This is a genomic window from Pseudomonas sp. KBW05, from assembly GCF_003852405.1.
Classification (GTDB): Bacteria; Pseudomonadota; Gammaproteobacteria; order Pseudomonadales; family Pseudomonadaceae; genus Aquipseudomonas.
This window is the reverse complement of sequence record NZ_QAJM01000007.1, coordinates 1-25,370: the sequence shown is the minus strand read 5'-3', so window position 1 is coordinate 25,370 and position 25,370 is coordinate 1. Positions and strand designations below refer to the sequence as shown.

The following is a 25,370-nucleotide window of genomic DNA, read 5'->3' as shown; positions in this document are numbered from 1 at the left end:
TATTCAACTTAGTGGAACAGTACCGCCGTCTTCTGCAGGGTCACCCACACACCCCACGCCAACGGAATACCCACCACCAACCAGGCGGCAATCGCCAATGGCACAGTACCTGGCGCAGCTTTCCACTCCAGGGAAGTGCTGGCGTCGGCGCCTTTGTCATGGCCCAGCGCCTGTTCGGCGGCCAGTTCGGCGTCGGTCATGAAGTACTTGTCGGCCACCGGACGCACCAGCAGGTTGCAGATGAAGCCCAGCACCAGCAGGCCGGCGAGGATGTACAGGGTGATGTCGTAAGCCGCAGCGCGTTCAACGCCGATGCTCAGCTGATACTCACGCAGGTAGTTCACCAACACCGGGCCCAATACACCCGCCGCTGCCCAGGCGGTCAGCAGGCGACCGTGGATCGCACCGACCATCTGCGTACCGAACAGGTCGGCCAGGTAAGCCGGAACCGTGGCAAAACCACCGCCGTACATCGACAGGATGATGCAGAACGCCGCCACGAACAGCGACACGTTGCCCAGGTGGCCCAGATTCGGGATCAGCGCATACAGGGCAAAGCCCAGGGCGAAGAACACGAAGTAGGTGTTTTTACGGCCAAGGTAGTCCGAGAACGACGCCCAGAAGAAGCGGCCGCCGATGTTGAACAGGCTCAACAGACCGGTAAAGCCCGCCGCGATCGCCGCGATAGAGGCCAGTTGACCGGCATCCAGTTGGCCAAACGGCACATCCACACCCAGGAGCTTGCCGCCGAACACTTCCTGCAGCAGGGGCGAAGCCATGCCGAGGATACCGATACCGGCGGATACGTTCAGGCACAGCACCAGCCACACCAGGCGGAATTGCGGGGTTTTCCACGCCACATTCACATGCACGTGACGGTGGGTAATCATCGCATTGCTGGCTTTTTTCGCCGGCGCGGTCCAGCCCTCAGGCTTCCAGCCGGTCGGCGGTACGCGGTAGGACAAGGCGCCACCGATCATGAACACGAAGTAAATCGCAGCCATCACCAGGAAGCTCTGCCATACCCCCACGCTGTCCGGCGTGGCGAAGTGGCCCATCAATGCCGCTGCCAGCGGGGCGCCAACCATCGCGCCGCCGCCGAAGCCCATGATCGCCATGCCAGTGGCCATGCCGCGCTTGTCCGGGAACCACTTGATCAGGGTCGACACGGGCGAGATGTAACCCAGGCCCAGGCCGATACCGCCAATGACCCCGGAGCCGATCCACATCAGCCAGATCTGGTGGGTGTAGATACCCAATGCCGAGATCAACAGGCCGCCACACCAGCACAGCGCCGATACAACACCAGCCTTGCGTGGCCCGGCATGTTCCAGCCAGCCGCCCCAGATCGCTGCCGAGCAGCCCAGGAAGATGAAGAACAAGGTGTAGATCCAGCCCAGCATGGAGATGGGCCAGTCACATTGGGACGAGAAGATTTGCGCGATAAAACTCATGTCTGGCGCACAGGCCAGCGGCTTGGTGACGCCCAGCGCCTTCGACAACGGCAGCCAGAACACCGAGAAACCGTAGGCCATGCCGATGCACAGGTGGATGGCCAACGCGGCCGGCGGAACCAGCCAGCGGTTGAAGCCGGGCTTGGCGATGATGCGCTCCTTGGACAGGAACGCAGGCTGTGCGGCAGTTGAAGCTGCCGCAGTGCTAGTGCTCATTGGTGTTTCCCCCAGTTATTAGTATGTGTTCGTCAGGCGCTCTCTCCCTCGGCCTTGCACGCAGAGCGTTGGCCGTTGTTGTTGAGTAAAGCTCCATTTGAGCGCGACGCTATGTCGCAGAAGGCAGACGAACCGGCGAAGATTAGCACCTGTGGATGACAGAAAAACCAAACTGACATCACCTTTTTCGGGATATCTGTTTTGTTTGACGCCAAAATCCCGTTTTGCTGGGCCTGGATACAATGTAACGATGAGGGAACTGACGTACGGTTACGGGCGTTATACTCTGCGGCTAAATTTTGAAATCGACATACAAGGACTCGCCCATGAAAGCGTTCGGCAAAATCCTGGGTCTGGTACTTCTCGGGCTGTTGCTGATCATTGTGGCGCTGGGCTTTGCCCTGACCCACCTCTTCGATCCCAACGACTATAAAGACGAGATTCGCCAGATTGCCCGCGACAAGGCCCACATCGAGCTGACGCTCAATGGCGACATCGGCTGGAGCCTGTTCCCCTGGCTCGGCCTTGAGTTGCACGAAGCCAGCGTGGCCACCCTGACCACCCCGACGCAACCGTTCGCCGACCTGCAAATGCTCGGCCTGTCGGTACGCGTGCTGCCGCTGCTGCGCCGCGAAGTGCAGATGAGCGACGTGCGCGTCGAAGGCCTGAACCTGCGCCTCAACCGCGACAAGCAGGGCCATGGCAACTGGGAAGATATCGGCAAGAACGCGCCTGTCGCGTCCACCGAGACAACCGCGCCAGCCTCTGCGCCGGCCGAGCCCGCTGCCGAGCCCAAGCCGGAGAAGCCGCCACAGCCGATCCGCCTGGACATCGACAGCCTGACCATCAACAACGCCCGCGTCGAATACAACGACGAGCAGACCGGCAAGCAATTCAGCGCCGAAAGCATCCAGCTGAGTTCCGGCGCGATCCACGACGGCGCGAGCATCCCCGTGAAGCTCACCGCATTTTTCGGCAGCAACCAGCCGGTGATGCGCGTCAAGACTGAGCTAAACGGCAACCTGCGCATCCAGCGTGCGCTCAAGCGCTACCAGTTCGAAGACATGCGCCTGAGCGGCGAAGCCACCGGCGAGCCACTGCAAGGCAAGACCGTGACCTTCTCCACACAGGGGCAGTTGCTGGTGGATTTGGCGGCGAACGTCGCCGAATGGACCAACCTGAAGCTGTCGGCCAACCAATTGCGCGCCTTGGGCGAGCTGAAGGTCAACGACCTCGACAAGACCCCGCAACTGAGCGGCGCCCTGTCCATCGCCCAGTTTGACCTGGCCAAGTTCCTCGACAGCGTAGGCCAGCCGTTGCCGCCGATGGCCGAGGGCAGCCTGAGCAAGGTCGAGCTGGTCAGCCGCCTCAGCGGCACGCCCACACGCGTGGCCCTGGACGACCTGAACCTGAAGGTCGACGGCAGCACCTTCACCGGCCGCATAGCCGTGGATGACTTCGCCAAGCAGTCGCTGCGCGTGCAACTCAAGGGTGACACCTTCAACGCCGACAACTACTTGCCGGCCAAGTCCGAAGCCGCCAAAGGCGCATCCGCCGCACGCCAGGCCGAAGTGCAGAACAGCGAAGCCGGGGCCATGGCCGCCGGCGGCACCACGCCGCTGCCGGACGCACCCACCAAGGCCGCGTGGAGCACCGACAAGCTGCTGCCCCTGACGCGCCTGCGTACATTGGACGTGGATGCCGACCTGGCCTTCGGGCAACTGACCCTGAGCAAGCTGCCGATCCAGAACGCCGTGCTCAAAGCCACCGGCATCGACGGCCAACTCAAACTCAACACCTTGAGCGGCGGCCTCTACAACGGCACCTTCCAGGCCAACGGCAGCCTCGACGTACGCCAGGATATCCCGCTGCTGGCGCTGCAAAGCCAGATCAAGCAAGTGCCGGTCGAACGCATCCTGCAAGCCCAGGGGCAAACGCCACCGGTGAAGGGCCAGATCACCCTCGACAGCAACCTCAGCGGCCGCGGCAACAGCCAGAAAGCCCTGATCGACAGCCTCAACGGCACCGCCAGCTTTGTGATCAACAACGGCATGCTGCTCAACGCCAACCTTGAGCAACAGCTGTGCACCGGCATCGCCCTGCTCAACCGCAAGACCCTGAGCAGCACGCCACAAGGCAAGGACACGCCGTTCCAGGAACTGCGCGGCAACCTGACCTTCCGCAACGGCGTGGCCAGCAACCCGGACCTGAAAGTGCGTATCCCGGGCCTGACGGTCAACGGCAATGGTGATATCGACCTGCGTGTGCTGGGCATGGACTACCGCGTGGGCATTCTCGTCGAAGGCGACCAACGCGCAGTGCCAGACCCGGCCTGCCAAGTGGGCAGTAACTTCCAGGGCATCGAAGTACCGTTGCGCTGCCGTGGCCCGCTGGAACTGGGCGCCAAGGCCTGCCGCCTGGACAAGGACGGCCTCGGCCAGGTCGCGATCAAGGCGGCTGGCAACAAGCTCAGCGACAAACTTGAAGAGAAGCTCGACAAGGTCAACCCGCAGCTCAAAGACGCGCTCAAAGGCCTGTTCAAACGATGAGAAACGAGCAGTTTTCAACGGCGGTGCTGGACTGGTACGACCGCCACGGTCGCCATGACCTGCCCTGGCAACAGGGCATCACGCCGTACCGGGTGTGGGTCTCGGAGATCATGTTGCAACAGACCCAGGTGAGCACCGTGCTCAACTACTTCGACCGTTTCATGGCCTCGCTGCCGACGGTCGAAGCCCTGGCCGCCGCACCGGAAGACGAAGTGCTGCACTTGTGGACCGGCCTGGGTTACTACACCCGCGCACGCAACCTGCAAAAGACCGCGAAGATTGTCGTGGCCGACTATGCCGGCGAGTTTCCCCGGGACGTGGAAAAACTCACCGAGCTGCCGGGCATCGGCCTGTCTACCGCTGGCGCGATTGCGAGCCTGAGCATGGGCCTGCGGGCGCCGATCCTCGACGGCAACGTCAAACGCGTGCTGGCGCGTTTTACCGCGCAAGAGGGCTACCCGGGCGAACCCAAGGTGGCCAAGCAGCTGTGGGCCACCGCAGAGCGCTTCACGCCCCATGATCGGGTCAACGCCTATACCCAGGCGATGATGGACATGGGCGCCACCCTCTGCACCCGCAGCAAACCCAGCTGCCTGTTGTGCCCGCTGGAAAAAGGCTGCGAAGCCCACATGCTCGGCCTGGAGACGCGTTACCCAATCCCCAAGCCGCGCAAAACCATCCCGCAGAAGCGCACGCTGATGCCGATGCTGGCGAACGCCGAGGGCGCAATCCTGCTTTATCGCCGCCCATCGACGGGGCTATGGGGTGGACTGTGGAGCTTGCCGGAGCTGGACGACCTGCAAGACCTCGAACACCTCGCCCACCAGCACGCGCTGGAACTGGGCAAGCAACAGGCATTGCCGGGGCTGATCCATACCTTCAGCCACTTCCAGCTGGCCATCGAACCCTGGCTGGTGCAGGTCGAGGAATCCGCCCATCACGTGGCCGAGGCCGACTGGCTCTGGTATAACCTCGCCACCCCGCCGCGCCTGGGCCTTGCCGCCCCGGTCAAGAAACTGCTGAAGCGCGCGGCCGACGTTTTGAATGCAGGAGTGTCGTCATGACCCGCACCGTAATGTGCCGCAAGTACAAAGAAGAACTGCCAGGCCTGGAACGCCCTCCGTATCCGGGCGCCAAGGGCCAGGACATTTTCGAGCACGTCTCTGCCAACGCCTGGGGCGACTGGCTGAAACACCAGACCCTGCTGATCAACGAAAAACGCCTGAACATGATGAACGCCGAAGATCGCAAATACCTCGCGGGCGAAATGGACAAGTTCTTTTCCGGCGAGGATTACGCCAAGGCCGACGGCTACGTGCCGCCTGCTCAATAATTGATCAAAAACCGGGGTCGGCACGTAAGCGACGGTAATAATTAAATATTTTTTGAAAACTTGCTTGACGACCCCCTGAAAAACCCGTTTAATGCGCCCCGTTGCCCAGATAGCTCAGTCGGTAGAGCAGGGGATTGAAAATCCCCGTGTCGGCGGTTCGATTCCGTCTCTGGGCACCACTAATTAGTTTTAGGTGGTGCAAACATCATCTGAAACACACAAGAAACCCGCCTAGTGCGGGTTTTTTGTTGTCTGCGATTTAGTGAGTCGCTTCAGGGTGACCTCCATCACCCTGAAGCAGACTGCATCGTCACTTAAGCAAAAACACCATCAACGGATTGTCATTCAATCGCCCACTGAACACCGGCGCCTGATGCTCCAGCGGCGTCCCCGCCAGCAACGCCGTCTCCTTGCGCGCCACGATCACCCATGAAGGCCGTGGCAACGCGCCCAACCGCTCTACCTCGGAGGCACTGACAAACAGCGGCTGCTCATCGTGGTCCAGGTTCATCATGTAGCGCACCGCCCAGGTGTCACGACCCAGATTGAGAAACACCAGTGGCCCCGGCTGCGTGACGCGCAGCGCCTCCACCTGGCCAACAAAGGTGCGGGTGTCAAATTGCAGGTCCTTGGAGCGATCCACTACAGTCACCAGCACCAGCCATTGCGCGACCAAGGCGATTGCACTGAGCCACACCAGCCGACGCCAGGCGATTACTGCCGCCACTTGCAGGATCAACAACGCGCCAATCAACAGCGGCAACGAAACGTCCGGCCAGTAACCGTGCTTCTGCCACCCATGCCGACAGACAAAGACTACAACCACGCACAACGTCGGTAGCGCCGCGACAAGCCCTTCGTAGCACCTGCGCACGCCAACGAGCCAACCTTGCGCCTGGAGCAGCCCATAGGCGGCGACAGCAGCAAACAGCGGCACCATGGGCAATATGTAATAAGCACGCTTGAAGTGCGGCACCGACAGCCCGAGCAAAATCATCAGGCCGCAAGCACCGAGCCGCACCACCAACTGCACATCGTCATTCACAAAGCGCTCGGCCCAGCGATGGCGCAGCGCAATCAACGTCGCCAGCGCCAGCGGCACTACAGGGAAGTAGCGGTACACACTCAACTGGAAGTAGAAGTAGAACGGCTCGCCACTTTCATCGAGGCGCCCGCCGACCTGCATCTTGAACACTTCGTCGGCAAAGGCATCACCACCGCTGATCCGCGCCAGCTTCACCAGCAGCCACCAGCACGCGGCCAACAACAGCAGGCCAACCGCGCCGTGGATCAGCACCTGCCTGACCCGCCGCCCGGGGTGGCTCAACGCCCAATACACGCACACCACCCCACAGACCTCGATCAACCCCAGCGGCCCGCGAATGGCAAAGCCGAGGATGAACAAGGGGAACACTGCCAGTTGGCGCCACCGCGATCCCAGGCGCTCGCCCGTGTGCAGCAGGTAGAAACTACCGACACACAACAGCGACACCATCTGATCCAGGCACACCGAGCGCGACTTATCGAGCAACTGCGCAGTGAGCAGCGTCAGCAGCACCGTCAGCAGCGCCCATTGGCGACTCGACGGGACCAGCAGGCGATAGATCAAGGCAACCACCCCGGCGGACGCCAGGGCTGTGGGCAGGATATTCGCCAGGTGATTGGGCGCACCGAACAGCCGGGCAACTACAAAACTGAAGAAGGTCGCGGTGCCAGGATAGTCCGCGTAAGGCTGGCCATAGGTCGTCGGGAAAAAACTTATACCGTGGCGAAACATTTCTTGCAGGAACAGCGCCCAGCGCCCGTCAAAGCCCTGGGGCTGCTGGTCCCAGATGCCCAAGGTAAACAGCAATAAGGCCAGCAGGAAAATGCCCAGGGACTCCAGGCGAAAACGGTTGCGGTGATCCATCGGTTGACCTGTCAGGTGAAGGGCGCCGACCTATGTTGCCGACCCTCCTGCTGAATAGCGCCTGAACAGACACACACTTACCGCCGCGCGGGCCACACCAACGCCGGGATCAGGCGGATGTAGATCAATTCACCCACCAGCTCGATCAAGGTTTGCAGGATCACCACCGTCGCCGCCAACCCGCGCACATCCTCAGGCAGGGCCAGCGCCAAGGGCAGTACCACCAACGAGTTGCGCGTCGATGCGCTGAACGTCACCGCGCGCGCCGTCGTCGCAGGCAGAGCGAACAGGCGCGCGGCCAACATGCCCATCAGCGGCGCCAACACTAGGAAGCCCACATACACAGGGATCACCGGCACCAACAGGCCGATATCACGCACCACCGAGGTGATTTGCGACGCGATCACCACGAATAGCACCAACGCCATCCCCGGCACCGGCAGCCAGGCCCAGGCGTTGTTCCACGCACTGACCACCGATGACCGCCGTGCCAGGGAGGTGGTCAGCATTGCCAGGATCATCGGCAGCACAATCAACATCAGGAACGCCTCGACAAAGGGCCCCGCCTCGACCACCACACCCGAATGCGCCCCCAGCATCAACCCCAGGTACACCGGCAACAGCGCCAACTGCAGCAGCAACAACACCGGCGTCGCCGCCAGCATCAACCGCGAATCGCCCTTGCCGATATGGGTAAACACCACCACATAGTCGATGCAAGGTGTGAGCAACACCAGCAACGCCCCCACCAGCAACGCCGGGTGCTCCACCAGGCCACGGGTCAACGCCCACACCAGCAACGGCACCAAGATAAAGTTGGCCAGCAGCAAGGCCGATAGGAAACGCTTGTTACCCAAGCCTTGGCGCAGGTCCAGAAACGGAATTTGCAGGAACATTGCGTACATCAGCACGGCGATGGCGGGCGTGACCAGAATGCCCAGGCCGCTGGCCGATAGGGGCGCGAGCAGACCCAAGCCGGCTGCTAGGAGGACAGCGACGAAGTAGAGGGGGATCTGATGGTGTTCGAGGGTGTCGCGGGTCATGACAGCGCCCTAGCTGATCGCAAAGGCAACAAGCCTATGCATCAACTGCCGCAAGGTCGAGCCTTACAACGGCTTAGCGAGCTGTACGGCGAGCCTCGCGCCTCTCCTCCAGCATTCTCTCGACTTCAGCCATAACCTGCTCATGCGGAATATTTGGACGGGGATCATCAATGGATGCCTGCACCTTGGCCCGAAACCAACGGTCGTAGCTGGCAGCCTGCTCTTCTGTTTCAAACTCTGAAACGATGGGAGAAAGTGGGATGCTCATAGAGACCTCCGGGTTGGGTGCCTGCCAGTCTAATCGGTCCATGGTCGGGTGTCGTTCCTCTCGGATGTATGGCTCCATCAGTGAACGCCGAGATTAGTGAACCCACCAAAAGCAGGACAAGTACTGGCAAACTGGCCAACTGTTACTAAAAAAATAAAAACGATTAAAGGCAGAGCCTCAATGAATTTGAATGACGCCTCTTCGCGAATGCCCGACGTGACACGCACGCCAAGTCAAAGCACCCCATTCAAAGAACCCACCGCCGACAACCACCTCCTCGGCGGCTTCACCTGGCGCCACCTGCGTACCGACTTCGACCGCCCCATCGTCATCATCAACGCCGCCACCTCCCTGCGTTGCCGCTATTACTCGCGCTTCGCTGATTACCTGTTTGCCAACGGCCTTGACGTCATCACCTACGACTACCGTGGCATCGGCGAGTCCCGCAGTGGCTCGCTACGCGGCTTCAAGGCTTCCTGGTCGGATTGGGGCACGCTGGACTTCGAGGCGATCCTGCGGCGCGCCCAACGGGAGTTTCCCGGGCAACCCATCGACGTGGTGGGCCACAGCTTCGGCGGCTGCGCGGCTGGCCTTGGCGCGTCGGGCACGGTGATCCGGCGCATCGTTACCGTCGGTGCACAGTTTGCCTATTGGCGCGACTACGCAGCACGTGGGCGCTGGCAGATGGTTGCCAAATGGCATGTGCTGATGCCATTGCTAACGGCCCTCTGCGGATACTTCCCCGGCAAGCGCCTGGGCTGGCTGGAAGACACGCCAGCAGGCGTGGTGCGGGACTGGAGCACTCCGACGCCCCACTATGAAACGCGGCCCAGCGGACGAGACCTGGGTGAGCTGCCATTCAGCCGAGTGACGGCGCAACTCCTGGCCATCAGCCTCACCGATGACCCATTCGGCACCGTGTCAGCCATCGAGCGGCTACTCGGCTACTTCGTCAACAGCGAGCGTAGCCATCTGCGGATTGCGCCTGAGGACATCGGCGAGAAACAGGTCGGGCATTTCGCCTTTTTCCGCAGCGAGTATCAGGACCGATTGTGGCCGATAGCATTGGCGTGGCTGCGAAACGGCCAATTACCGACAGATACCCTTGGGATTTGCGCCAAGCTGCGCTTCAATACCCCACTCTGAACCCTAGGACGTCACACCCATGGCCTCGCCAAACAAGCAGCAAAAACGCGCCCAACGGGCAAAGACCAAGGCCAAGCAAAACCGCACCCAGCGCGCCGTCGCGAGCAAACCGGACGCCTTTGCCGGCGATGACAGTCGCATTGACCTTGAGTCAGTGGATCTGACCGAGCTGTTCGTCGAGATGCGCGCCGCGGGCGAGATCAGCCAGCAGGCATTGTGCGCAGCGTTCCTGTCGCACCCATTGCTGGCGCTGGTGCTGGAGCAGGAAGGCGAAGAGGAAGCCACCGACTTTATCCTGGCGGCGCTGATCGAGTATCGGCAGTGGGCCACGGACAGTGATGATGAAGCGGTTGCGCTGGCGTGGATTGAATCGCCAGAGTTCCAGGCGGATTACTTGGCAGCGTCCCAGGCCCTGACTAGCTCAGCAGACTGACACAGAACCAAATGTGGGAGCGGGCTTGCTCGCGAATGCGGTGTATCAGCCAACTGATTCAGTGACTGACACTCCGTATTCGCGAGCAAGCCCGCTCCCACATTTTTTTAACGCATTCCGTCAGCTAAGTACTGCGGCGCCCGCTCTCTGCGCCTTGCGACGACTGGACACCATCAACCCCGCCGCCACCACCAGCAAGCTCAACACCCCAGTCGCAATAATCTCGACCCGATGCGCTTCCTGGAACAGCATGATGGTCAACGTACCGACGATGAACACCATCACCGCGTAGGTCAGGCCCGGGAACAGCCACATCTTGAAGACAATCTTCTCACCCGCCGCCGTACGCTTCTGACGCATACGCAGTTGCGACACCGCGATCACCAGGTACACCAGCAGCGCGATCGCGCCGGAGCTGGCCAGCAGGAATTCAAACACGGCAGCCGGAGCCACATAGTTGGCGAACACCGCGAGGAACGCCGCGCCGGTGGACAGCATCACCGCCCAGTAAGGCGTGCCGCTCTTGTTGGTACGCTTGGCCACAGCCGGTGCGTCACCGCGACGACCCAGGGAGAACAGCATGCGCGATGCGGTGTACAGCGCCGAGTTCAGGCAGCTGGTCACGGCAACCAAGACCACAATATCAACGATCATCTTGGCGTTCGGGATGCCCATGCGTTCCAGCACGGTCTGGTAGGAACCTACGGCCGCCAGAGTCGGATCGTTCCATGGCACCAAGGACACCACAATGAAGATCGACAGCAGGTAGAACAAACCAATCCGCCAGATCACCGAGTTGGTGGCCTTGGTGATTTGCTGGCCAGGGTTCTTCGATTCAGCGGCGGCGATGGTGACGATCTCGGTGCCCATGAAGGAGAACATGGTGGTAAGGATCGCGGCCAATACCGCGCCCATGCCGTTCGGCATGAAGCCTTGGGTGTCGAACAGGTGCGAAACGCCGCTGACCTGGCTGGTCGGCAGGAAGCCGAAGATCGCGGCCAGGCCGAGGATCACAAAGCCCACGATGGCCACGACTTTGATCAGCGCAAACCAGAACTCGAACTCGCCGTAGTTCTTCACACTGAACAGGTTGGTCGCGGTCAGCAGCAAGGTGATCACCAGCGTAAACGCCCAAATGGCGATATCCGGGAACCAGGCGTGCAGGATGGTCGCGGCGGCGTTGGCTTCCAGCGGGATCACCAAGACCCAGAACCACCAGTACAACCAGCCGATGGTGAAACCGGCCCAGTGACCGATGGCGCGGTCGGCGTATGTCGAGAACGAACCGGTGTCCGGTGACGCCACGGCCATTTCGGCCAGCATACGCATCACCAATACCACCAGCGTACCGGCGGCGGCGTAGGCCAGCAGCACAGCAGGGCCGGCGGCAGCAATCGCGTGGCCGGAGCCAACAAACAAACCGGCGCCAATAACGCCGGCAATCGACAGCATGGTGACGTGACGCGGTTTGAGCCCCTGTTCGAGGTCATTGGAGCTTTGCGTACTACTCATTGACACACCTTTGCGAGGAATTGCGAAAACGGTCCGCCCGGCCTGCGCTCTTTCTCGTGAAAAGAAACCAACGGGGCGTTCTTTATTTTTTACGCAATATTTGCGCCAAAATGTTACAAGTCCGCAATTGACGCGGCCTGTAGGACAATTCAACAGCCATCGCAACTCATTGAGAACAATGAAATTCCGCTATAGCGTTACCGTGCGACTCACTTTTAAACCAAAGCACGCACCAAAAACACACACAAAAAGTACGTGACGCGCCATAACGGGGCTGATATGCACCGTTTGCCCCATTGACCCTTCCAACCCCCGGCCAAAGCTGGCACCATCGCGCCCTTTTTTACGCGAAGCCTGCCGGTTTACGGGTTCAAACGTCTGTTCGGTTGTAGATGGCGCGACACGCTACTGTGCCGATGCGACACCCTGCCGCAGACCACCTGTTAACCGTCCGCAGTGCTGTTGGCTGTCATCTAAACGCTATGCTAGCTTGGCGCCTCGCCAGGAAGGCGGCCCAACAGCAAGCACGCAACGAACACAATGAGGACCGCACATGGCCGAGGCCACGCCCGCGCTTGAAATCCGCAACTTGCATAAACGCTATGGTGAGCTGGAGGTACTCAAAGGTATCTCGCTGACCGCTCGCGACGGCGATGTGATCTCGATCCTGGGTTCCTCCGGTTCCGGCAAGTCCACGTTCCTACGCTGCATCAACCTGCTGGAAAACCCGCACCAGGGCCAGATCCTGGTCGCCGGCGAAGAGCTCAAGCTCAAGGCTGCGAAAAACGGCGAGCTGATGGCCGCCGACGGCAAGCAGATCAACCGCCTGCGCAGCGAAATCGGTTTTGTGTTTCAAAACTTTAACCTGTGGCCGCACATGAGCATCCTCGACAACATCATCGAGGCGCCTCGCCGTGTGCTCGGCCAGAGCAAGGCCGAAGCCATCGAGGTGGCCGAAGCCCTGCTGGCCAAGGTCGGCATCAGCGACAAGCGCCACGCCTACCCCGCGCAATTGTCCGGTGGCCAACAACAACGGGCCGCCATCGCGCGCACCCTGGCGATGCAGCCTAAAGTCATCCTGTTCGACGAGCCCACATCGGCCCTTGACCCGGAAATGGTTCAGGAAGTACTTAATGTGATCCGCGCACTGGCCGAAGAAGGCCGCACCATGCTGCTGGTCACTCATGAAATGGGCTTCGCCCGTCAGGTGTCCAGTGAAGTGGTGTTCCTGCACCAGGGCCTGGTCGAAGAGCAAGGATCGCCACAGCAGGTGTTTGAAAACCCGCTTTCGGCGCGCTGCAAACAATTCATGTCCAGCAACCGCTAACGGAGCAACATGCATGCAGAACTATAAAAAATTCCTTCTGGCTGCCGCCGTCTCGATGGCATTCAGCGCCACGGCCATGGCAGAAACCTTGAAAATGGGGATCGAAGCGGCCTACCCGCCCTTCAACAATAAAGACGCCAGCGGCAATGTCGTGGGCTTCGACAAGGACATCGGCGACGCCCTGTGCGCCAAGATGAAAGTCGAGAAGTGCGAAGTGTACGTGTCCGATTGGGACGGCATCATCCCGGCCCTGAACGCCAAGAAGTTCGACTTCCTGGTGTCCTCGCTGTCCATCACCGATGAACGCAAGCAGGCCGTCGACTTCACCGACCCGTACTACTCCAACAAGCTGCAGTTCATCGCACCCAAAGCCACCAAAGACTTCAAGACCGACGCCGGTTACCTGAAGGGCAAGATCATCGGTGCACAACGCGCGACCCTGGCCGGTACGTACCTGGAAGACGAGTTGCCGGACACCACCGCCAAGCTCTACGACACCCAGGAAAACGCCTACCTCGACCTGACGTCCGGGCGCCTCGACGGCATGCTCGCCGACAAGTACGTGCAGTACGAATGGCTCAAGAGCAAAGACGGTTCCGCCTACGAGTTCAAGGGCGACCCGGTGGTGGAAAGCGACAAGATCGGTATCGCCGTTCGCAAGGGCGACCCGCTGCGCGAGCGCCTGAACAAAGCCCTGGCAGAGATCAAGGCAGACGGCACCTACAAGAAGATCAACGACAAGTACTTCCCTTTCAGCATCGAATGATCTGAACGGTATGCCCGGCGCGCTCAGCTGAGCGCGTCGGCTTTTAGCAATGCCTTGCGATATGAAAACACCATGAATTTCGATCTCTACGGATTCGGCCCGGCGCTTGCCGCTGGCGCGCTGATGACCGTCAAACTGGCGCTCACGGCCCTGTGCCTGGGGCTGGTGCTCGGCCTGGCCGGCGCCCTGGCCAAGACGTCCCCGTACAAGCCGCTGCAATGGCTTGGCGGCACTTACTCGACCCTCGTTCGCGGCATTCCCGAACTGCTGTGGGTACTGTTGATTTATTTCGGCACGGTCAACCTGATGCGTGCCCTGGGCGAGTTCTTCGGCAACCCCGACCTGTCCCTCAGCGCCTTTGCCGCCGGGGTGATCGCCCTGGGCCTGTGCTTTGGCGCCTACGCCACCGAAGTGTTCCGTGGCGCGATCCTCGCCATTCCCAAGGGCCACCGCGAAGCCGGTGTAGCACTGGGCCTGTCGAAGTTTCGCATCTTCACCCGCCTGATCATGCCGCAGATGTGGCGTATCGCCCTGCCGGGCCTGGGCAACCTGTTCATGATCCTGATGAAGGACACCGCGCTGGTGTCGGTGATCGGCCTGGAAGAAATCATGCGCCACGCGCAGATCGGCGTAACCGTGACCAAGCAGCCCTTCACCTTCTTCATGGTCGCGGCCTTCATGTACCTGGGCCTCACTGTCCTGGCGATGACCGCCATGCACTTCCTGGAAAAACGCGCCGCCCGCGGCTTTGCAAGGAGCACCCAATGAGCGGCGACTACAGCTGGCTGGCGCATTTCGATCTGGGCCTGAACTGGGCCGTGATCATCAAGTGGCTGCCCAAGCTGGCCCAGGGCGCGATCCTGACCCTGGAGCTGGTGGCCATCGCCGTGATCGCCGGCCTGCTGCTGGCGATTCCGCTGGGTATCGCCCGTTCCTCGCGGCGCTGGTACGTGAGTGCCCTGCCCTACGCCTATATCTTCTTCTTCCGTGGTACGCCGCTGCTGGTGCAGTTGTTCCTGGTCTACTACGGCCTTGCGCAGTTCGATGCGGTGCGGGAGAGTTTCATGTGGCCGTACCTGCGTGATCCGTTCTGGTGTGCCACCGCTACCATGACCCTGCACACCGCCGCCTATATCGCCGAGATCCTGCGCGGCGCGATCCAGGCCATCCCGCCCGGTGAGATCGAAGCCGCGCGTGCCCTGGGCATGTCCAAGCCGAAGACGCTGTTCTACATCATCCTGCCACGCGCCTCGCGCATCGGCCTGCCGGCGTACAGCAACGAAGTGATCCTGATGCTCAAGGCCAGCGCCCTGGCCAGTACCGTGACCTTGCTGGAGCTGACCGGCATGGCCCGCACCATCATTGCCCGCACCTACTTGCCGGTGGAAATCTTCTTCGCCGCCGGGCTGTTCTACCTGTTGATGGCCTACATCCTGGTGCGCGGCTTCAAGCTGCTGGAACGCTGGCTGCGCGTCGATGCGTGCCAGGGACGTTGAAGCGCGCTTTAAAGCGCTGGATACCTTCCTGATCGAACACCAAGGGCTGTGGCGACCACGGCCCTTCACTCACCGGCAACTGCCCTGGGAAGCCGAACACCCCGCGCTCTCCCAGTGGCTGCGCCAACGCTCGTTGGCCGACGCCGAAACCGCCCACAACCATCCCCATGACCTGCCCGCCCCCGCACCTTTTCCACAACTGGCCAGCCAGGCGTTGGCGCTCGGAGCTGTGGATAAGTTACCGACGATGCCCCTTGAACCGGCTCGCCATCGCCTGAATGTCGATGTGCCCGGGCGCAAATGGCAACAGATCGAAGCCTTCGGCGCGGCGCTGCGATTTGCGCAAACACCCAAGCACTGGCTGGATTGGTGCGCCGGCAAGGGTCACCTCGGCCGCCGCTTGCTGCAAAGCGGGCAACACCTGACCTGCCTGGAATATGACCCCGCACTGATCGCCGCCGGCCAGGCCTTGAGCGAACACCACGGCCTGCCCGTGACCCACCGCCTGCAAGATGTGATGGCCGACGTCGCGCTCAGCGCCGAGCACACGCCCGTTGCCCTGCACGCCTGCGGCGACCTGCACGTGCGCTTGCTGCAACTGGCCAGCAGCGCCGGCTGCAAACAACTGGCCCTGGCGCCCTGCTGCTACAACCGCATCGGCGCAGAGCGTTATCAAGCCCTGTCCAGCGCAGGCCAGGCGTCGGCATTGCAGTTGTCGATCGATGACCTTGGCCTGCCCCTCAGCGAAACCGTCACTGCCGGCGCCCGCGTGCGCCGCCAGCGCGACATCTCCATGGCGCGGCGCCTGGGCTTCGATCACCTGCAACGGCAACTGCGCGGCTGCGACGACTACTTGCCCACCCCATCACTGCCCAGCGCCTGGCTGGATAAGCCCTTCGCCGACTACTGCCGGGAATTGGCGGCACTCAAAGGGTTATCCACAGGCGGGCAGGATTGGCTGGCGTTGGAGGCGCACGGTTGGCGGCGGCTGGCCGAGGTCAGGAACCTGGAATTGGTGCGTGGTCTGTTTCGGCGCCCGCTGGAGCTATGGCTGGTGCTGGATCGGGCACTGTTCCTGCACGAAAACGGCTACAGGATTGAGGTGGGCAGTTTCTGCGACGCTACGTTGACGCCGCGCAACTTGATGGTGCTCGCCGAGCGCGATTAAAGGGCAAAATTGTCGCACCCAAGCCTGTGGATAACTCTGTTGATGAATTTTTTACAGCGCCTGTAGCCGTCTGCGTTACAGGCCAAAAGCCAGGCTGATCATTTTTTGTTCATAAAATAAAACACACGCAAAACAGGTAGTTGCGACGTGTTGAGAACAGATCCACAAAATCGCTGTTTAATCCCGGCAGCAACCAACCAATTGTGCATAAGCATCTAGCATCCTGCCTATAACGCGACCGCTCAAGGCGCCAGTCAAGGACGAACACTGTAACTGTGGCGAGGGAGCTTGCTCCCTCGCCACAGGTTAGGTTCTAGGCTTTGTAGTTCGGCTCAGGGTGCGTTTTTTGGCCGGGTCAGAGCACGGCAAAGCTCGTTGATATCGTCGCTGGCGAGGCTCTGGCCCACGTTATCCAGCGGGTCCGAACCAAAGGCCAGGGCTTCGCTGAAGGACAGGTCGCGGTGCACGACATCCAGCAGCTGTTCGCCCAGGCGCAGCTTGAATGCTTCGACCATGTCCAGGCTGAACGCCGAATGTTCATCCAACTGGTTGATCACGAAGTGACAACGCGGCGGGTGATGGCGCTCACGGTAGGGCGCCAACAAGGCCTCCATCTGGTCCAGCGTGCCAAGGCAGGCGGCGTCGGGCTGCACCACCACCAGCACAATGTCGGCGACGTTCAACGCTTGGTGCAGGTACGCATTGTTACCTGCGGGGGTATCGATGATCACCGTCTGGAGCTCGCTCAAGCCCAGCACCGACAGGCGCTGCGCCAGCCACGTCGGCTCACGTGTGAGCCAGCGCTGGAGGTTTTCCTGCTGCTGTACATCGGTGTCGCCAAAGGGCATCACCTGGCAACCGGCAAACCCGGTTTGCAAGACGCTCTGCCATTGCCCATTGATCAGGCTGGTACGGCCGATGCCCGGTAGCTCATGGCCCACACCAAAGTGCTGGCGCAAGGCGTTCTGCGGGTCGAGGTCCAATGCCACCACCGACTCGCCCAGGCGCTGCAAGCCGCTGCTCAGGGCCGTGACCAGGGTACTGCGGCCAACGCCACCATTGACGGAGACCACAGCCATCACGGTCGGGTGCGGCGCGTTCGCATCAAAAGGCAGGGAATGTTCGTAGGCATAAGGCGTGTTGGCGCTGAAGCGCGAACCGTCCTTCGCATTCACGCGAGTGCCATCATCGAAGGGGATGGTGCCGAAAAAGTGCAGTCGAGCGTTGCGCCCTTCAGGGTCGCGGGACACGCCCTTGCCGAACAGGGCAAACAGATCATCAGTGCGGCTCATGGCCGGAGCTCCTTCACGGCGCTTTTAAAGACGTGGGAGGTCGGCAAGAAACAAGGGGCTTACCGCAGTCTTTTTGTAGGCGCTTTCGTTGGGCCATTTTGTGACAGAGATCAGGGAGTGTCATTATTTTGATGTTATTCTCAGCGTTCTTTCGGACGAGCGGAAAATAGCCAATTTAATGACGATTAAATCCCGTTATTTATGGCCCCGTGATTCCACCGTGCCATTGTTTTTTGCCCGCTATCACCGCACCATTGCCGCACCTTCCAGGCTGCAAGCTCGGGTATAGCTGTGGCGATACGCTTTAAAATCCCCCGGATTCTGTTCGGTTTTGCCATCACGCTGATGCTGGGTGGCGGGCTGCTGGGCGAGTTGCATGCCGATTGGGATTTCAACCAGATCAGCCGCCGTGCCGAGGCGCTCTATGGCCCGCTCGGAGCCGGCCGCCAACGCATCGATGCCTGGCAACAATTGCTGTCGACGCAAAAGCAAATCAGCGAGCTTGAGCAACTCAAAGTGGTCAACCTGTTCTTCAACCGGCAGATGAAGTACGAAGAAGATATCGACCTGTGGCACGAGATTGATTACTGGGCGACCCCCATTCAATCCCTGTGGAAAGGCGCCGGTGACTGCGAAGACTACGCCATCGCCAAATACTTCAGCCTGCGTAACCTCGGCATTCCGGCCGACAAGCTGCGCATTACCTACGTCAAGGCCTTGCGCCAGAACCGTGCGCACATGGTGCTGACCTACTACGCCAGCCCCGAAGCCATGCCGTTGGTCCTGGACAGCCTGATGGACCCGATCCTGCCCGCCAGCCAGCGCACCGACCTGCTGCCGGTCTACGCGTTCAATGGTGAAGGGCTGTGGCTGACCGGGGCTGCGGGCAACAAGAAAGTCGGTGACACCAAGCGCCTGTCGCGCTGGCAGGATGTCTTGAAGAAAATGACCGCCGAAGGGTTTCCGGCCAGTTCGGATAATTAACAGGAGCTACGATGTCACTGTTCAAACAATTGCTGATCGCTATCTGTGTGTTTCTCGTGGTCGCCTTCAGCGGTAGCTTCGTGGTCAGCCTGGAAAGCTCGCGTAGCCAGTACGTCAACCAGCTGCGCTCCCACGCCCAGGACGCGGCCACCGCACTGGCGCTGTCGCTGACGCCGAACATCGATGACCCGGCGATGACCGAGCTGATGGTCAGCTCGATCTTTGACAGTGGCTACTACGCCAGCATCCGCGTGATCGACCTGAGCAATGACCAGGTGTTGGTTGAGCGCTCCGCCGAGCCCGACGCCAACGGCGTGCCGGCCTGGTTCGTGAAGATGATCGGCCTTGCGCCGGCCGGCGGCGATGCCATCGTCAGCCGTGGCTGGCAGCAGGCGGCGCGCGTGGAGGTGGTCAGCCACCCGATGTTCGCCCTGGCCAAACTATGGCAGAGCGCTTTGGGCAGCCTCGGCTGGCTGCTGCTGTGCGGTGCGGCGAGTGCCATCCTCGGGGCCTTGTTGCTGCGCCGCCAGCTCAAGCCGCTGGACTATATGGTCGAGCAATCCCATGCGATTGCCCGTCGTGAATTCCTCAGCCTGCCCGACCTGCCGCGCACCCCGGAATTGCGTCGCGTGGTGCAGGCCATGAACCAGATGGTGGAAAAGCTCAAGGCGCTGTTCCACGAGCAGACCGAACGCAGCGAGAAGCTGCGTGTGGAGTCCTACCAGGACAGCCTGACCGGCCTGGCCAACCGGCGCTATTTCGAGATGCAGCTCAGCTCCCGCGTCAGCAACCTGGAAGAGCCCAGCTCCGGCTACCTGCTGATGCTGCGCGTCAACGACCTCGGCGGCCTCAACCAGCGCCTCGGCGGGCAACGCACCGACCAATTGCTGCAAGCCGTCAGCCAGCAACTGGTGCGCACCTGCGCCAAATACCCGGAAACCCACAACCTGATCACCCGCAGCCGCGGCGGTGAGTTCGCAGTGCTCGCGCCAGGCCTGGTGCGTGACGAAGCGCTGCAACTGGCCCAGGAACTGGAAACCACCCTGCAAAGCCTGCACGAAACCGGCGCCACCGACATGCCCACCGTGGCCTACATCGGCCTGGCGCCCTACAACCCCGGCGACGCCTCGGCCGACCTGTTGAAACTGGCCGACCAGGCCCTGACCCAGGCAGAAGCCAGCAGCGGCCAGAGCTGGGTGTGCCTGGAACACCACACCGCTGGCACCGTCAGCGATGACCCGCACAGCTGGCATACCCTGCTCGACAACGCCCTGAAACAGGGGCGTTTCCGCCTGTTCTTCCAGCCGGTGGTGAGCAGCAGCGACACCCAGCGCGTGCTGCATTACAAGGTGTTGTCGCGCCTGCTCGACAACGAGGACCAGACCATCGCGGCGGGTCACTTCCTGCCGTGGCTGGAACGCTTCGGCTGGACCGCGCGCCTCGACCAAGTGATGCTTGATCTGCTCATCAAGCAATTGGCCCAGCACAACCAGTCAGTGGCGCTGAACCTCTCCGCCGCCACGTTGAACGACCCTCAGGCCATGGAGCAGATCTTCGAGCGACTGGCCCAGCACCCGGCGCTGGGGCCGCGCCTGACCCTGGAAATCGGCGAAGAGCAAGTGCCCGAGCAAACCCAGCTTGAGGTGATGCTGCGGCGCATGCGCAGCCTCGGCTACAGCCTTGGCCTGCAACGTTTCGGTGGGCGTTTCAGCATGATCGGCAACTTGGCGAACCTGGGCCTGGCCTACCTCAAGATCGACGGCAGCTACATCCGCGCCATTGACCAGGAAAGCCACAAGCGCATCTTTATCGAAGCCATCCAGCGGGCCGCCCACAGCATTGATCTGCCGTTGATTGCCGAGCGCGTGGAAACCGAGGGTGAGTTGCGGGTAATCCGCGAGATGGGCATAGAAGGGGTGCAAGGCCAACTGGTCGGTGAACCGGCGCCCTGGAAGTAAAACGTCGAACCCTCATGCCTCCTTGACGCTGATGCCGTGAAGGAGGTGTGGCGTGTTCAGATCAGGCCGGTTTCATCGTCATTGATCAGTTCACTCAAGCCGCCCAGCGCCGCCCGGGCCTGGGTTCGCTCCAGAAACTTGGCCTGTGCTGCCGGCGGCAAGTCGGTGATGCGGATCACGCCTTTGGATGTCAGCACCTGAATCAAGTCGTCCAGCACTCGAATCATCTCAAGGTCACTGTTCTTGAGCTGCTTGAGGCTGTCTTCGATCTCATCGCCGGCAAACCACGCCTGGATCTCATGATGGTCAGCCGGTAGCGTCTCGGTGGCTTCCGCGTAGGCCTGCGCCTCGACGCGTACCAAAGCGTTGTTTTGATCGCGTTGCACGTAGAACATCAGCGTTCTCCCAATAAAAAATCCCTGCAGGCGCCGCGCACGACGCCCACAGAGATTACACACATTTTCCCGAAGCCGATGCCACTGGGGCGCCAATCCCGAAAGATTGCCGCCCCGGTGGTGATCAGTCGTGGTGCTTGACGGTCAGGTCGCCACCGGCGATCAGGTTGTTGATCGCGCTGCTGCCGTTGCCCCAGTTCGCGCCATCGACCTTGATCGTCACATCGGCCGTACCGCCACTGGTGGTGAACGAACCGCTGCTGCTCACGCTCAGTGTCGAGTTGCCCGTCGAGTCGGTGGTCAGCTTCAGATACTTATCCAAGTTGCTGTCGGTATTGCCTTGCAGCAAGTCAGACAGGTCCAGCTTGTCGCCTTCGCTGTGCTTGAAGTCCGTGATGCGATCAAAGCCACCGCTGGTGTTGGTATCGCCTTTGAGCCAGACGAAGGTATCGGCACCTGCGCCGCCGGTCAGCACGTCATTGCCCTTGCCGCCCACCAGGATGTCGTTGCCGGCACCGCCATTGAGGGTGTCGTTGCCGCCCTGGCCGAACAGGATGTCGTTGCCTGCGCCACCCAGCAGGGTGTCGGCGCCATCGTTGGTACCGTAGATGTTCGACGCGTTGGCCAAGGCCCCGACGTCCTGCACGTGCTCGGTGATGTACTGGTGCAAGGTGCGATCGTCCAGCTGATCAACCGCAATGGACAGCTTCTCGGCAGCAAAGGCCTTGAGTGCCGCATTGCCTTCCTGACCTTTGTAGCTGATCAGGTCACCGAACAGGATGTCGTTGCCCGAACCACCGGACACGTTGTCCGCGCCAGCATCGGCGGTGTGGCCGGTGATGGCGTCTGCCAGCTTCGCGGTGTCGATGGTGGAAACCACCTTGTCGGTATCGAACTGCTTGAGCACGGTGCTATCGATGTTCGAACCCAAGCCGATGGCCTCGACCACGACTTTGTCGGGCACCGAGTTGACCAGGTCGCTGTAGGCCGTCTTGGCGTTTGCCAGTGCGGTATTGGAGCTCTGGTAGACCGCAGCAACGTCGAAGCCGCCATTGCTGTTGGCCACAACCATGCCTTCATAGGTCGAGTAGCCACGGCTGTCGTAGGAGTAGACCTTGCCGCTGCCATCGACAACCACCCGCCAGCTGCCATTGATCACGGCGTAGACCGAATCGCTCTGGCCCAGGACGTAATTGGAGTTGTTCACGACGTTGTCGAAGTAAACGGACGAGCCCCGGCCGCTGTTCAGGTTCGGGTTGCCCTGCACGTCGGTGTACACGTTCGGCGAACCGTCGGTGATGAAGTACGTGAGGTTTTTCGCACCGGCGTTGCTGGTGGCGTCGCTGCTCTTGAACCAATCCGAGGCCGCTTTGAACGCGTCCTGGTAGTTGGTCATGTCGCTGGAATTGGACACCATCTGGTTCAACACGGCCTGCAAGGCAGCCTTGGCGGCGGTCTTGTCGGCCAGGTTGACCGAGACTTCAGACTGGACGCGGGTGTCGAAGTCCACCAGCAGCACTTTCACAACGCCCGAATCTTTAGTGGCGGCATTGGCAATCAAGGTATCGAAGATGCTCGAGAGCTGGTCTTTGATCGACTTCATGGCGCTCGAACCGATACTGCCCGAGGTGTCGACGAGGAACGCAATGTTGTAGTTGGTACCTGGCGTGGTGATACCGCCTTTGTCGCCGACCACAATGTTGTTCGCCGAGCTGGAACCCAGGTCGATGGTATCGACACCCGCGCCGCCTTCCTGGTTCAAGGTGTAAACCTGCGGCTTGACCGTGATGGTGCTGGTGGCGACCGACGAACTCAGGCTGTCGGAACCGGCGCTGTCCTTCACGGAGATGTCGATGAGACGATCACCGGTGGTCGGGTACTTGCTGGTGCTGGAGTACTGGAACGACTCCAGCAGCGCCTTGTAAGTGGCCGAATCCGCTGCGCCCGAGAGCGTCAGCACGATCTTGCCGCTGACGTCGGTGCCGACGCTGGTCAAGGTCACGCCTTTGTAAGTACCACCCACCGCAATCAGGCTGGAGCTGAGCTGATCGCCCGAGCTGGCGTTTTTCAGGGTGATGGTCGCACTTTGCATCTGCGTGCTGTCGACGTCGGCGATGCCTACGCTGGCGGTGATCGCCACGCCAGCGTCGGAACGCTCGGTGTACGAGGTGCTGTAGCCGGTGGCGAGAGCGCCGTCCGCAGTGCTCAAGTCCAGCACGGGTGCGTCGTTGACCGGGGTGATCACGATGCTCACCTTGCCGCTCGACGTCACGGTTTCACCGGTGCTCTGCTCGGTGGAGGTTGCCTTCACGGTCAGATCGAAGGTACCGGTGGAATCCTTGACCGGTGTGACCGTCAGGGTTTTCAGGTTCCAGGTGCTGACATCGTAGAGCGTGCCCGTGCCGGTCGAGGTGTAGGTGTGGCCAGTGGTGCCGTCGGTGATCACGGTGCCTTTCGGCAGGCCGCTGATTTCCACCTTGTGCAATTCCGAACCGTCGTTATCGGCAAACGTGGCGGTAATCGGGCTGACCTTGATGACAGTGTCTTCCAGGCCGCTGTTGTAGACGTACCCGGTGTAGTAACCCTCGCCATTGACCACATGGCTGTCGCCCAGCACCGCACCGGCGGCTTTCAACGCCTCGATGCTGGTGTAGGTCTGGATGCCGCTGCTGCCCAATGACACCGACGGGGCGTTGTTGATCGACACATTGACGTTGTAGTTGCCTGCGCCAGCCTGGTTGTAGTGGTAGATGTCGAGGGTGTAGTAGCCCGACTCGGTCGGCGTGTAGGCCGAACCGGTAATCGCGCTGCCGCTGCTCCAGGTTTCGGTCGCAACCAGCTTCCCGCCCACGGTGATTGCCAGGCTGTCGTCGGCAGTCCCGGTGAAGGTGTAGCTCTTGCCCGCTTCCAGGTAGATCAGGCCCGAGACCTTGGTCGCGGTGGTGGCCGTCACATTGTCGTTGGCCACGGTGTGGATCACACCGGTGGACACAGCGCTGGCGGCGGTTTTGGCGTCGATGACCTTGATCAGGTCGTCGGATTTGACCACGCCGTTACCGTTGGTGCCCAACGCGGTCGGCAAGTTGCCACCCGTCCAGGTCTGGATGACCAGGCCCTGCGCCGCAGCGCCGGCCTGAGTCACCGTCACAACCCCAGCATCCGCCAGCGGATGGATATCCACGGTGATGGTTTTGGTCTCGCTGTTGGTGTTGCCGTCGGTGGCCTGGAACTTCAGCTCGGTGTAGTGACCTTGCTTGTTGCCCACGCCGGTGCCGCCGAAGCTGCTGTCGCCGGATTCGTTCTCCGCCGGGCTGTAACGCACGTTGTGGTTATCGAAGTCCGCCTGGCTGAAGGCCTTGCCGGCCGAAGTGGCGCTGGCCAGATCTGCCGTGGTGAGTTTGACCCACACGCCGTTGACGTTGTACTCGATGGAACCGGCAGGCAGCGCGGTGAACACCACTTTCGGGTTCGCCGAGTCCTCATCCTTGACGCCGAAGGTGGCCCAGGTCAGTTCGATCGGGGTGTCTTCGTTGCTCTGGATGGAGCCGTTGGTGGCGGTTGGGGTGTCGTCGACCAAGGTCACCGTCGGCTGCGCAACGTTATGCGAGTTCAGGCCTTCTGGGTCGGTGACGGTCAGGTCGATCTTCGGCAGCTGGTTGCCCGCGTTGACGAAGTCCGCGCCTGCCTTGGTCAGCACAACGTTGTTGCCGGAGATGCTGTAGTAGCCCTGCGTGTTGGTGCCCGGCGTGAAGCTGATGGTCAGGCCATCGCGTGGGGTTTCTTCGTCTTTCGCGACGAAGGTACCGGCCACGGTACCGACCTTGGCAGTGTCTTCGACAATGGTGGTCGGCGTGATGGTGATCACTGGCACGTCGTTGTGCAGGTTGACCACTGGCTGAGCGTTGTTGCTGGAGCTCAGGCCTTCTGGGTCAGCGACAGTCAGGTCGATCTTCGGCAGCTGGTTGCCCGCGTTGACGAAGTCAGCACCTGCTTTGGTCAGCACTACGTTGTTGCCGGAGATGCTGTAGTAGCCAGCCGCGTTGCTGTTGCCCGTGAAGGTGATGGTCAGGCCGGCACGTGGAGTTTCTTCGTCTTTCGCAACGAAGGTACCGGCGACAGTA

General features: G+C 61.1%; 20 protein-coding genes and 1 tRNA gene. 13 read left to right on the top strand and 8 right to left on the bottom strand.

Features of this window, described 5'->3' with window-relative positions; translation table 11 throughout:
- Positions 1-8: 8 nt before the first annotated feature.
- Positions 9-1,670, bottom strand: a complete 1,662-nt coding sequence (locus DBR46_RS05885; protein ID WP_017738353.1) for an OFA family MFS transporter — start codon at positions 1,668-1,670, stop codon at positions 9-11.
- A 326-nt stretch (positions 1,671-1,996) separates the two neighbouring features.
- Here DBR46_RS05885 and DBR46_RS05880 point away from each other — a divergent pair, with 326 nt between their 5' ends.
- The 4 genes from DBR46_RS05880 to DBR46_RS05865 all read left to right on the top strand — a co-directional run bounded on the left by DBR46_RS05880 (position 1,997) and on the right by DBR46_RS05865 (position 5,731).
- Complete coding sequence (locus DBR46_RS05880) at positions 1,997-4,219, top strand: AsmA family protein (protein ID WP_124525392.1); 2,223 nt, start codon at positions 1,997-1,999, stop codon at positions 4,217-4,219.
- Positions 4,216-5,283, top strand: coding sequence for an A/G-specific adenine glycosylase (mutY, locus tag DBR46_RS05875; protein WP_124525391.1), 1,068 nt, complete (start codon positions 4,216-4,218; stop codon positions 5,281-5,283). Before DBR46_RS05880 ends, mutY begins: the two co-directional genes overlap by 4 nt.
- The gene (locus DBR46_RS05870) at positions 5,280-5,552 is read left to right on the top strand and encodes an oxidative damage protection protein (RefSeq protein WP_017738350.1); all 273 of its coding nucleotides are present in this window, start codon (positions 5,280-5,282) and stop codon (positions 5,550-5,552) included. The genes mutY and DBR46_RS05870 overlap by 4 nt, the downstream gene beginning before the upstream one ends.
- 103 nt (positions 5,553-5,655) lie before the next feature.
- Positions 5,656-5,731, top strand: a tRNA-Phe gene (locus DBR46_RS05865).
- A gap of 131 nt (positions 5,732-5,862) precedes the next feature.
- On the opposite strand, the gene DBR46_RS05860 is transcribed toward DBR46_RS05865, so the two are convergent.
- The 3 genes from DBR46_RS05860 to DBR46_RS05850 form a co-directional block, all read right to left on the bottom strand.
- Positions 5,863-7,461 carry a glycosyltransferase family 39 protein gene (locus tag DBR46_RS05860; protein ID WP_124525390.1) on the bottom strand — a complete coding sequence of 533 codons (1,599 nt, stop codon included), beginning with the start codon at positions 7,459-7,461 and terminating at the stop codon, positions 5,863-5,865.
- A 77-nt stretch (positions 7,462-7,538) separates the two neighbouring features.
- Positions 7,539-8,504 (bottom strand): arsenic resistance protein, encoded by a 966-nt coding sequence (locus tag DBR46_RS05855; protein WP_124525389.1) that lies wholly within the window; start codon positions 8,502-8,504, stop codon positions 7,539-7,541.
- Between the two features lie 73 nt (positions 8,505-8,577).
- On the bottom strand, positions 8,578-8,772 hold the full coding sequence (locus DBR46_RS05850) for an antitoxin (protein ID WP_124525388.1): 195 nt from the start codon (positions 8,770-8,772) through the stop codon (positions 8,578-8,580).
- A 180-nt stretch (positions 8,773-8,952) separates the two neighbouring features.
- On the opposite strand from DBR46_RS05850, the gene DBR46_RS05845 reads away from it, so the two are divergent.
- Both DBR46_RS05845 and DBR46_RS05840 read left to right on the top strand, forming a co-directional pair.
- Positions 8,953-9,918: an alpha/beta fold hydrolase gene (locus DBR46_RS05845; RefSeq protein ID WP_124525387.1), complete on the top strand. Its 966-nt coding sequence runs from the start codon at positions 8,953-8,955 to the stop codon at positions 9,916-9,918.
- A 19-nt stretch (positions 9,919-9,937) separates the two neighbouring features.
- Positions 9,938-10,351, top strand: a complete 414-nt coding sequence (locus DBR46_RS05840; RefSeq protein ID WP_124525386.1) for a hypothetical protein — start codon at positions 9,938-9,940, stop codon at positions 10,349-10,351.
- A gap of 120 nt (positions 10,352-10,471) precedes the next feature.
- Here the strand turns inward: DBR46_RS05840 and gabP are convergent, their stop codons facing one another.
- A complete protein-coding gene (gene gabP, locus DBR46_RS05835) occupies positions 10,472-11,863 on the bottom strand; it encodes a GABA permease (protein WP_124525385.1) in 1,392 nt (463 codons plus the stop codon).
- A gap of 553 nt (positions 11,864-12,416) precedes the next feature.
- On the opposite strand from gabP, the gene DBR46_RS05830 reads away from it, so the two are divergent.
- The 5 genes from DBR46_RS05830 (at position 12,417) to DBR46_RS05810 (ending at position 16,620) form a co-directional block, all read left to right on the top strand.
- A complete protein-coding gene (locus tag DBR46_RS05830; protein WP_017738342.1) occupies positions 12,417-13,190 on the top strand; it encodes an ABC transporter ATP-binding protein in 774 nt (257 codons plus the stop codon).
- A 13-nt stretch (positions 13,191-13,203) separates the two neighbouring features.
- Entirely contained in the window at positions 13,204-13,956 is a 753-nt protein-coding gene (locus DBR46_RS05825) for an ABC transporter substrate-binding protein (RefSeq protein WP_017738341.1), read from the top strand.
- 72 nt (positions 13,957-14,028) lie between these two features.
- On the top strand, positions 14,029-14,724 hold the full coding sequence (locus tag DBR46_RS05820; protein ID WP_124525384.1) for an ABC transporter permease: 696 nt from the start codon (positions 14,029-14,031) through the stop codon (positions 14,722-14,724).
- Between the two features lie 38 nt (positions 14,725-14,762).
- Complete coding sequence (locus DBR46_RS05815) at positions 14,763-15,452, top strand: ABC transporter permease (protein WP_025999969.1); 690 nt, start codon at positions 14,763-14,765, stop codon at positions 15,450-15,452.
- On the top strand, positions 15,433-16,620 hold the full coding sequence (locus DBR46_RS05810; protein WP_124525383.1) for a methyltransferase: 1,188 nt from the start codon (positions 15,433-15,435) through the stop codon (positions 16,618-16,620). The genes DBR46_RS05815 and DBR46_RS05810 overlap by 20 nt, the downstream gene beginning before the upstream one ends.
- 332 nt (positions 16,621-16,952) lie before the next feature.
- Here DBR46_RS05810 and bcsQ read toward each other — a convergent pair whose 3' ends face one another.
- Positions 16,953-17,912: a cellulose biosynthesis protein BcsQ gene (bcsQ, locus tag DBR46_RS05805; protein WP_124525382.1), complete on the bottom strand. Its 960-nt coding sequence runs from the start codon at positions 17,910-17,912 to the stop codon at positions 16,953-16,955.
- Between the two features lie 291 nt (positions 17,913-18,203).
- Here bcsQ and lapG point away from each other — a divergent pair, with 291 nt between their 5' ends.
- Both lapG and lapD read left to right on the top strand, forming a co-directional pair.
- Positions 18,204-18,896, top strand: a complete 693-nt coding sequence (lapG, locus tag DBR46_RS05800) for a cysteine protease LapG (protein WP_124525381.1) — start codon at positions 18,204-18,206, stop codon at positions 18,894-18,896.
- An 11-nt stretch (positions 18,897-18,907) separates the two neighbouring features.
- The gene (gene lapD / locus DBR46_RS05795; RefSeq protein ID WP_124525380.1) at positions 18,908-20,854 is read left to right on the top strand and encodes a cyclic di-GMP receptor LapD; all 1,947 of its coding nucleotides are present in this window, start codon (positions 18,908-18,910) and stop codon (positions 20,852-20,854) included.
- A 56-nt stretch (positions 20,855-20,910) separates the two neighbouring features.
- On the opposite strand, the gene DBR46_RS05790 is transcribed toward lapD, so the two are convergent.
- Positions 20,911-21,249, bottom strand: a complete 339-nt coding sequence (locus DBR46_RS05790) for a hypothetical protein (RefSeq protein WP_017738335.1) — start codon at positions 21,247-21,249, stop codon at positions 20,911-20,913.
- Between the two features lie 124 nt (positions 21,250-21,373).
- The coding region (locus tag DBR46_RS05785; protein WP_124525379.1) for a type I secretion C-terminal target domain-containing protein at positions 21,374-25,370 on the bottom strand (3,997 nt) is incomplete at its 5' end.

What these genes read in the sequence shown, in the direction of transcription:
- gabP (WP_124525385.1), bottom strand. Translation starts at nt 11,863, where the DNA reads ATGAGTAGTACGCAAAGCTCCAATGACCTCGAACAGGGGCTCAAACCG.
- DBR46_RS05870 (WP_017738350.1), top strand. Translation starts at nt 5,280, where the DNA reads ATGACCCGCACCGTAATGTGCCGCAAGTACAAAGAAGAACTGCCAGGC.
- DBR46_RS05855 (WP_124525389.1), bottom strand. Translation starts at nt 8,504, where the DNA reads ATGACCCGCGACACCCTCGAACACCATCAGATCCCCCTCTACTTCGTC.
- DBR46_RS05825 (WP_017738341.1), top strand. Translation starts at nt 13,204, where the DNA reads ATGCAGAACTATAAAAAATTCCTTCTGGCTGCCGCCGTCTCGATGGCA.
- DBR46_RS05850 (WP_124525388.1), bottom strand. Translation starts at nt 8,772, where the DNA reads ATGAGCATCCCACTTTCTCCCATCGTTTCAGAGTTTGAAACAGAAGAG.
- DBR46_RS05830 (WP_017738342.1), top strand. Translation starts at nt 12,417, where the DNA reads ATGGCCGAGGCCACGCCCGCGCTTGAAATCCGCAACTTGCATAAACGC.
- mutY (WP_124525391.1), top strand. Translation starts at nt 4,216, where the DNA reads ATGAGAAACGAGCAGTTTTCAACGGCGGTGCTGGACTGGTACGACCGC.
- DBR46_RS05840 (WP_124525386.1), top strand. Translation starts at nt 9,938, where the DNA reads ATGGCCTCGCCAAACAAGCAGCAAAAACGCGCCCAACGGGCAAAGACC.
- DBR46_RS05880 (WP_124525392.1), top strand. Translation starts at nt 1,997, where the DNA reads ATGAAAGCGTTCGGCAAAATCCTGGGTCTGGTACTTCTCGGGCTGTTG.
- DBR46_RS05885 (WP_017738353.1), bottom strand. Translation starts at nt 1,670, where the DNA reads ATGAGCACTAGCACTGCGGCAGCTTCAACTGCCGCACAGCCTGCGTTC.
- DBR46_RS05790 (WP_017738335.1), bottom strand. Translation starts at nt 21,249, where the DNA reads ATGTTCTACGTGCAACGCGATCAAAACAACGCTTTGGTACGCGTCGAG.
- DBR46_RS05860 (WP_124525390.1), bottom strand. Translation starts at nt 7,461, where the DNA reads ATGGATCACCGCAACCGTTTTCGCCTGGAGTCCCTGGGCATTTTCCTG.
- bcsQ (WP_124525382.1), bottom strand. Translation starts at nt 17,912, where the DNA reads ATGAGCCGCACTGATGATCTGTTTGCCCTGTTCGGCAAGGGCGTGTCC.
- lapD (WP_124525380.1), top strand. Translation starts at nt 18,908, where the DNA reads ATGTCACTGTTCAAACAATTGCTGATCGCTATCTGTGTGTTTCTCGTG.
- DBR46_RS05845 (WP_124525387.1), top strand. Translation starts at nt 8,953, where the DNA reads ATGAATTTGAATGACGCCTCTTCGCGAATGCCCGACGTGACACGCACG.
- DBR46_RS05820 (WP_124525384.1), top strand. Translation starts at nt 14,029, where the DNA reads ATGAATTTCGATCTCTACGGATTCGGCCCGGCGCTTGCCGCTGGCGCG.
- DBR46_RS05810 (WP_124525383.1), top strand. Translation starts at nt 15,433, where the DNA reads ATGCGTGCCAGGGACGTTGAAGCGCGCTTTAAAGCGCTGGATACCTTC.